General features: G+C 38.1%; 6 protein-coding genes. All 6 read left to right on the forward strand.

What is annotated here, in order from left to right; translation table 11 throughout:
• The first annotated feature begins 254 nt into the window (after positions 1–254).
• The 6 genes from H3001_RS18350 to H3001_RS18375 all read left to right on the forward strand — a co-directional run bounded on the left by H3001_RS18350 (position 255) and on the right by H3001_RS18375 (position 6,204).
• Positions 255–1,745: a succinate CoA transferase gene (locus tag H3001_RS18350; RefSeq protein ID WP_181215697.1), complete on the forward strand. Its 1,491-nt coding sequence runs from the start codon at positions 255–257 to the stop codon at positions 1,743–1,745.
• Positions 1,746–2,036: 291 nt separating this feature from the next.
• Positions 2,037–3,143, forward strand: coding sequence for an AAA family ATPase (locus H3001_RS18355; RefSeq protein ID WP_181215698.1), 1,107 nt, complete (start codon positions 2,037–2,039; stop codon positions 3,141–3,143).
• On the forward strand, positions 3,140–3,472 hold the full coding sequence (locus H3001_RS18360) for a hypothetical protein (RefSeq protein WP_181215699.1): 333 nt from the start codon (positions 3,140–3,142) through the stop codon (positions 3,470–3,472). Before H3001_RS18355 ends, H3001_RS18360 begins: the two co-directional genes overlap by 4 nt.
• Positions 3,473–3,500: 28 nt before the next feature.
• The gene (locus H3001_RS18365; RefSeq protein WP_181215700.1) at positions 3,501–3,833 is read left to right on the forward strand and encodes a hypothetical protein; all 333 of its coding nucleotides are present in this window, start codon (positions 3,501–3,503) and stop codon (positions 3,831–3,833) included.
• 38 nt (positions 3,834–3,871) lie between these two features.
• Positions 3,872–5,383 carry an AAA family ATPase gene (locus H3001_RS18370; RefSeq protein ID WP_181215701.1) on the forward strand — a complete coding sequence of 504 codons (1,512 nt, stop codon included), beginning with the start codon at positions 3,872–3,874 and terminating at the stop codon, positions 5,381–5,383.
• Positions 5,384–5,391: 8 nt separating this feature from the next.
• Positions 5,392–6,204 (forward strand): HNH endonuclease, encoded by an 813-nt coding sequence (locus H3001_RS18375; RefSeq protein WP_181215702.1) that lies wholly within the window; start codon positions 5,392–5,394, stop codon positions 6,202–6,204.
• The last annotated feature ends 428 nt before the right edge of the window (positions 6,205–6,632 follow it).

Raw genomic sequence — 6,632 nt, forward strand, 5'->3', positions numbered from 1 at the left:
ACGGATTACGAAAACCTTCTTCCCATGACAATATGCAAATAATAATCGTTAAATTTGTGGACTCTTTTTTAGACGGGTGCCTGCTGGCGCCCGTCTAAAAGGGGACACCCTAAAATTGGAAACTTACAATACAATTAACTTATTCTATAACAAAGCATTATAAATTGGTATTTTTGTCTCATCAAACATTTTCCAAGGCAAAGATAAGCTGAAATATTATAGAATATTTTTCAAATAATAATTAGATAAAGGAGATGAATTTTCCATTACTGTCTGCCCAAGAGGCTGCACGACTGATCAAAGACAAAGAAGTACTGGGTATCGGAGGCTTTTCTTCAGTAGGTACACCTAAATTAGTTCCCATGGCATTGGCGGAATATGCCAGGGAGTTGCATTCGGAAGGGAAGGAATTCAAAGTGGGACTGATTACCGGCGGAGCTGCCGGAAGTTTAATAGACGGAGCATTGGCTCAGGCGGATGCGGTGTTTATGCGTACACCGTTCCAGTCGGACAAGGATATGCGAAACAGCATCAACAGCGGGAAAGTGGCATATTTCGACCTGCACCTGTCTCACATAGGTCAGGACGTGAGGTATGGTTTCTTGCCTAAAATAGATGTGGCAATCATCGAGGCCTCAGACATCACTCCGGAAGGAGAAATCACACTGTCTACTTCGGTGGGTATCTCCCCTACTCTGGTGCAACAGGCGGACAGGGTGATTGTGGAACTGAACCGGATACATAAGGGCAAGCTGAAGGGGATGCACGATATCTTCCTGCTGGATAACCCGCCGTACCGGAAAGAGATTCCAATCTACAGGGTAAATGACCGTGTGGGCAGCTGCACGCTGAAAGTGGATCCGAAGAAGATTGTGGCGGTAGTGGAAAGTGAGGTGAAGGACCGGATTGCTCCTTTCACGCCGCTGAACGAAACGACACAGCGAATCGGAAATAACGTAGCTGCATTCCTGCTGAATGAATGGCGCAAAGGGGGAATTCCAAAGGAGTTTCTGCCGTTGCAGTCGGGTGTAGGAAACGTGGCGAATGCGGTGCTGGGAGCTTTGGGAGAGGATACGCACTTACCGGCATTTTCAATGTTTACGGAGGTGATACAGAATTCGGTGATTGACCTGATGATGAAGGAACGAATCAGTTTTGCTACGGGAAGTTCGCTTACGCTATCGGAGGATAAGCTGGATATGATGTATGAGAACCTGGATTTCTTCAAAGAAAGGATTTTACTGAGGCCGCAGGAGATTACCAATCATCCGGAAATGGTGAGACGTTTGGGGATCATTGCCGTGAATACGGCTTTGGAAGCGGATATCTTCGGTAATGTAAACAGTACGCACGTAATGGGAAGCAAGATGATGAACGGAATCGGGGGGTCAGCGGATTTCTCACGCAATGCTTTCCTGTCTATCTTCACCACTCCTTCCACAGCGAAGGATGGCTTGATTTCATCCATCGTTCCGCAGGTGTCACATGTCGACAGCACAGAGCATGACGTGAGGGTGCTGGTTACCGAACAGGGCGTGGCAGACCTGAGAGGCAAATCGCCTAAAGAGCGTGCTGCCTGCATCATTGAGAACTGTGCGCATCCGGATTACAAGGAGCTGTTATGGGATTATGTAAAACTGTCAGAAGGAAAGGCTTATCATACCCCGTTCAGTTTGAAGAATGCATTGAAAATGCATCTGGCTTTTGCGGAAACGGGTGATATGCGTAACACGAAATACGAATAGCAGACAGGATGCCGGAGCTTTGCTTTCGGGAAGTCTATAAACGATAAATGGGTGTACCTTATTCGGGTACGCCCATTTGTTTTAGTTCATTCAATAAACAAATCATTTATATACGATAGCCATCTTCATTAAGTCAAAAACACATAAACTTATTTTTAAATTAAAAATATAATATGTATTTTTGTCTGTAGCATAAGTTCAGCATTGTTTACTTTATATATTTTAAAGAAAACAACAGTGACGAAAATGCTTTTATCGGCAACAATATCATAGACTTTTAATTATTCAATAATGAAGCTCAAAAGAATCACAATAATAAACCACCTTACAGGATGGAATGTCAAAGATTTAGTATTTGACACCTATCTTACTTTGCTGGTTGGTGCATCAGGAGTTGGAAAAACTCTCATCCTGCGTGCTATCAAGAACATTTCAAACATTGCTAATGGCAGTTCAATTAATGGTTTTGAATGGGATGTAACTTTTGAAAACAGTGGCAATACCTATCAATGGACCGGCAAATTTACTACAACAAACAACAATTCTGATTATTTTAAACCTAATACGAAAGAATATCCGATTATCTGTGAATCGTTACGGCGTGGAGACTATCTGATTATTCAAAGGGAAAACGATCAGATTTTGCTTAATGACCAACGAACGGTAAAACTCGACACCGCAAAAAGTGTGATTGCCTTATTGAAGGAAGAAGATGAAATCAAACCTGTATTCAATGCATTTCATCAGATTTTCGAGTTGGTGAATTATAATGACAGCATAAGGATATCTCCATTCCTTTCCAAGAAAAGAGACGAAATAAAAGAACTTAATGATATTCACAACAGTCCGTTTCTTAGCCCTATAGAAAAGTTATTCATACTCCGCAAACAACGTCTGCCCCAATTCGAAACAATCAAGAAATTGTTTACTGATATCTTTAAAAACATTGAAGATATTGATTTTTCATTGGAACAATTGTTTAACGACACGATGTATCCTGTCTTGAAAATCAAGGAAAAGGGTGTTGATGCATGGATTATGCAGGATAGCATATCCTCTGGTATGTTTCGTACCCTCTCTCAAATAACGTTTCTTGTCCTTGCGCAAGATGGAGATATTATCCTTATAGATGAATTTGAAAACGGACTTGGTGTTAACTGCATTGACCGACTGGCTGACCAGATACTTGATGCAGACCAAAATATTCAGGTGATTATCACAAGCCATCACCCTTACATCATCAATTCCATCCCATTTGAGAAATGGAAGGTTGTAACCCGTAACCACTGTAATTTGAAGATTCTTACAGCTGATGATCTTAAGATTGGAAAACATTCCAAGCACGATGCTTTTATGCAGCTTATCCAGACTAACGCATATCGTATAGGGGTAGAATGAATGTATATATAGTAGTAGAGGGAGAAAAGACTGAAATGACGGTCTATCCCGAATGGCTTTCCATTATTGCACCGAATATGCATCGGATTGATGACGCACGCAATCTGACTTATGATTCATACTATATTTTTTGCGGATTTGGAATTCCGAATATTTATAAACACATTGTCAACTCTGTAAAGGATATAAACGATATCAATTCTAAGGGTGGCAGTACTTATGATTATCTGATTGTATGCATTGATACAGAGAATGAAACAAGAGCAACCATAGAAAAAGAACTAAATAAATATTTGAAAGGGGGGGAAAGTGTCTCCGCAAGGATTTGAAATTATTATTTTCGAACAAAAGGTGTGTATGGAGACATGGTTTCTAGGCAATAGGCGCTTGTTCAAAGATAATCCCAGTGCAAGAAATATGATTGATTACCTCCATCATTATAATGTGAAAACTGAAAATCCTGAAGATATGGAATCCATTGATCCTCGCAGGTGGAACAAGGCAAGATTTCATTTAAAATATTTGAAAGCAATGCTTGCAGAGCGTAATCTGAAGTACGAAAAGGATGACACCTCTGAGGTTTGCAAACCTGAATATCTGAAAGAATTAATCACTAGATATAACGAAACATCGCACCTCTTGACGTTCGGAGCATGGTATCAATTTGTAAAAGAAAAGATGGCAAAGTAAAAACGTTTGAGATAGTTATGTAATTCAAGAGCAATTATATGGAGGCAAAAAGTATTTTCAGAATCAAGGAACTTAACATTAGCAACTTTAGATGTTTTAGTTCTTATCACATAGATATGTTTGGAGAAGAAACAACGGTTTTGATTGGCCGGAATGGTGCTGGAAAGACAACACTATTAACTGCCATTGTAAATGCTTTAAGTTTCATTTTTTCCAAAAATAGAACAATAAAGCAACGTTATTTGTCATCTGGAAATCCTGACTTGACGATTAAAAATATATCTCCATTAGAAATTTATACTAAAAATGGTATAACTGCTGATGATGTTGAGATATCAGCCAAAGCTGATTTCTCAGATAAGGTTTTAGAATGGAAACTTTATAAAAGGGCTACAAATAGTGCCTTATCTCCTACATTGTATAATGATGCGTATGAAACGTTTATTAAAGAAGTAGATAATGGAAAGGTTATTCTTCCAATTATTGTTTATTTCTCCGATGCCTTTCCTCATATGGAAGGGAGTATAGGACCCTTCGCAAAAAAAAGTCTTGAACAATCGTCTGACTTATTAAAAAACTTCGGATATTATCAATGGGACAGCAGATATTCTTGTACTAAATTATGGGAATTACTGTTTAAAAATAAATGGGAGAATCTTCTCTTCGACCAGCAAAATATTTTTCTGAACAAAATCAGACTGATCTATATCTTAAATGGATTGCCAGAGAAGGTGGATGTCAATCAATTCATTTCCGACCCAGAATGTATTAAGCAAATTCAAGATAAAATGGATTCAAGCCGATATCAGGAACTGGAAAATACGATTAATGCCATCAAGCAAACAGAGAATAATGTCAGCCTAAGACAAAAAGAAATTGCGTTTATTTCTGATAGAATTATCAAATTATGTAATCTGGTGGCGGAAAATGAGCCCGATTATACGCTGACGAATATTTCTATTCAGGTTCATGGGGATGAGAAAGATGTGTGTTTTACTTTTTCATCAGGGAAGCAACTGACAATAAACCAGTTACCTGCGGGATACCAGCGAATTATCTCTATTGCGTTTGATATTATCACGCGCGCCCTCATTTTAAACGGATGTCAGGTAGAACCTAGTGGCATAGTGCTTATTGATGAAATAGATTTGCATCTCCATCCAGGACTGGAGAAAACGGTTCTTTCTGGTTTTAAGAAAGCATTTCCTGAAATACAGTTTATCGTCACAACTCATTCGGCCGCGGTAATATCTAACTTTAAGAAAGATAATAAGAATATAATCATATCCATGTGTCATCTTAAAGAGGAGTATTGGAATGAGGTGTTGCCGAATGTGTACGGACTGAATTATGACGCTACTGTTCGGGATGCTATGGGAATAAATAATATGCCGGCAGACATTAAGGTGCTGGAATCTGATTATTTTAATTTTGTGGAAACAGGAGAAGACGAGAAAGCGGACAAAACGTTAAAAATGATTCAGAAGTTAACTGGAGAGAACTCTGATGTAGTACAAAGTATCTTAGCCAGAGTCAGACTTTTTAAATAATTGTTTCCATGAAGTTCATTAATAAGAAAAACAAAGGTTTTGCTTTAAAGGCGAACATCATTGTAGATGCTTTTATTAAAGGACAACGGAAAAAGGGGAAAGAATGTAAGTATTTTCTATTTCTTAATACTCCCTACAAAAATAAATTACAGGATGTTTTGATTGCCGAACAGCAGGAAAAGTGTTGCTATTGCATGAGAAGATTGACTCATGATAATATAACAATAGAGCACGTGATACCTAAAAGTGCAGGGGAAGTAGTTGTAAACACTTATCTGAAAAAGAAGAATGTGGTTTTCAGACAGGTAAAGTATGAGAAAAACTTGAAAGTTTTTGTCTATCCACCATATCCCCACCCTATTGCGTATGGGAATCTGTGTGTGTCTTGTAAAGGTATACTCAAAGAGGGAACTGAATCGTCTTTTTCTTGTAATTGCAAAAGAAAAGACGCAATGATTACGCCTTTAATATTTATGCCTGATATCAAAAATAAGATTGAATATATGGGCATAAGCGGAGAGGTGAGATTGCGTCAGCCTGATTCCAATAACACACTGGATAAATTAGGATTGAACAATGAGACACTTAAAGAAATCAGATTTATCTGGGCGTTGACTGCAAAAAACAGATCAAGAATATTGATTAAGAGGGACCGCAAGTATGATTTTCTGTTTAATATATTCCATGTAAGGGCTCTCAAAGAGTTACGCAAACTGGGATTGTCTGCTTTTGAAAAGTATTTTGTTTCTCCCGATGATTATTATTGGAAGCTTTTAAAAGAATATGACTGGTTCTATTATTATTTTAAAAAGAAAAAATAATCAGGAACATATTGTGAGAACTGCTAATGCCTGTAGCAGTATCCCGAGTCATGAAAAAGCATCATGATGACACGACTTCTGCCTTTGACAGGCTTGAAGAAAGATAATACGTGTTTATAATGGATTAAGCGTTTGCCATCATGACATCAAAAAAACATGCAGGAATCATCTCCCATACAAAATATTTCTATAACTTTGCTTTTTGTAATTATGGTGATTTCTATTCGTAAATCTTTGTTTTTTCAACACAATTAAGATCGACGATTCCCGTAAACATTTACAACCCATCAAACTCACGTTATTTAGGGACACTCAGTAAATAGTATAAAATTAGCCAACTAATTCATACACAATGTATTGCGAATTAGTTGGCTTTTTTGTATCTTTAGATATTCCCCCGAAAATAAGGTTTGGCAGCCAAAACGGGG

The organism is Phocaeicola faecicola (genome assembly GCF_013618865.1).
GTDB classification, from domain to species: Bacteria; Bacteroidota; Bacteroidia; order Bacteroidales; family Bacteroidaceae; genus Phocaeicola; species Phocaeicola faecicola.

Coding starts and splice junctions, on each gene's coding strand:
- H3001_RS18350 (WP_181215697.1), top strand. CDS start 255: ATGAATTTTCCATTACTGTCTGCCCAAGAGGCTGCACGACTGATCAAA.
- H3001_RS18355 (WP_181215698.1), top strand. CDS start 2,037: ATGAAGCTCAAAAGAATCACAATAATAAACCACCTTACAGGATGGAAT.
- H3001_RS18360 (WP_181215699.1), top strand. CDS start 3,140: ATGAATGTATATATAGTAGTAGAGGGAGAAAAGACTGAAATGACGGTC.
- H3001_RS18365 (WP_181215700.1), top strand. CDS start 3,501: ATGGAGACATGGTTTCTAGGCAATAGGCGCTTGTTCAAAGATAATCCC.
- H3001_RS18370 (WP_181215701.1), top strand. CDS start 3,872: ATGGAGGCAAAAAGTATTTTCAGAATCAAGGAACTTAACATTAGCAAC.
- H3001_RS18375 (WP_181215702.1), top strand. CDS start 5,392: ATGAAGTTCATTAATAAGAAAAACAAAGGTTTTGCTTTAAAGGCGAAC.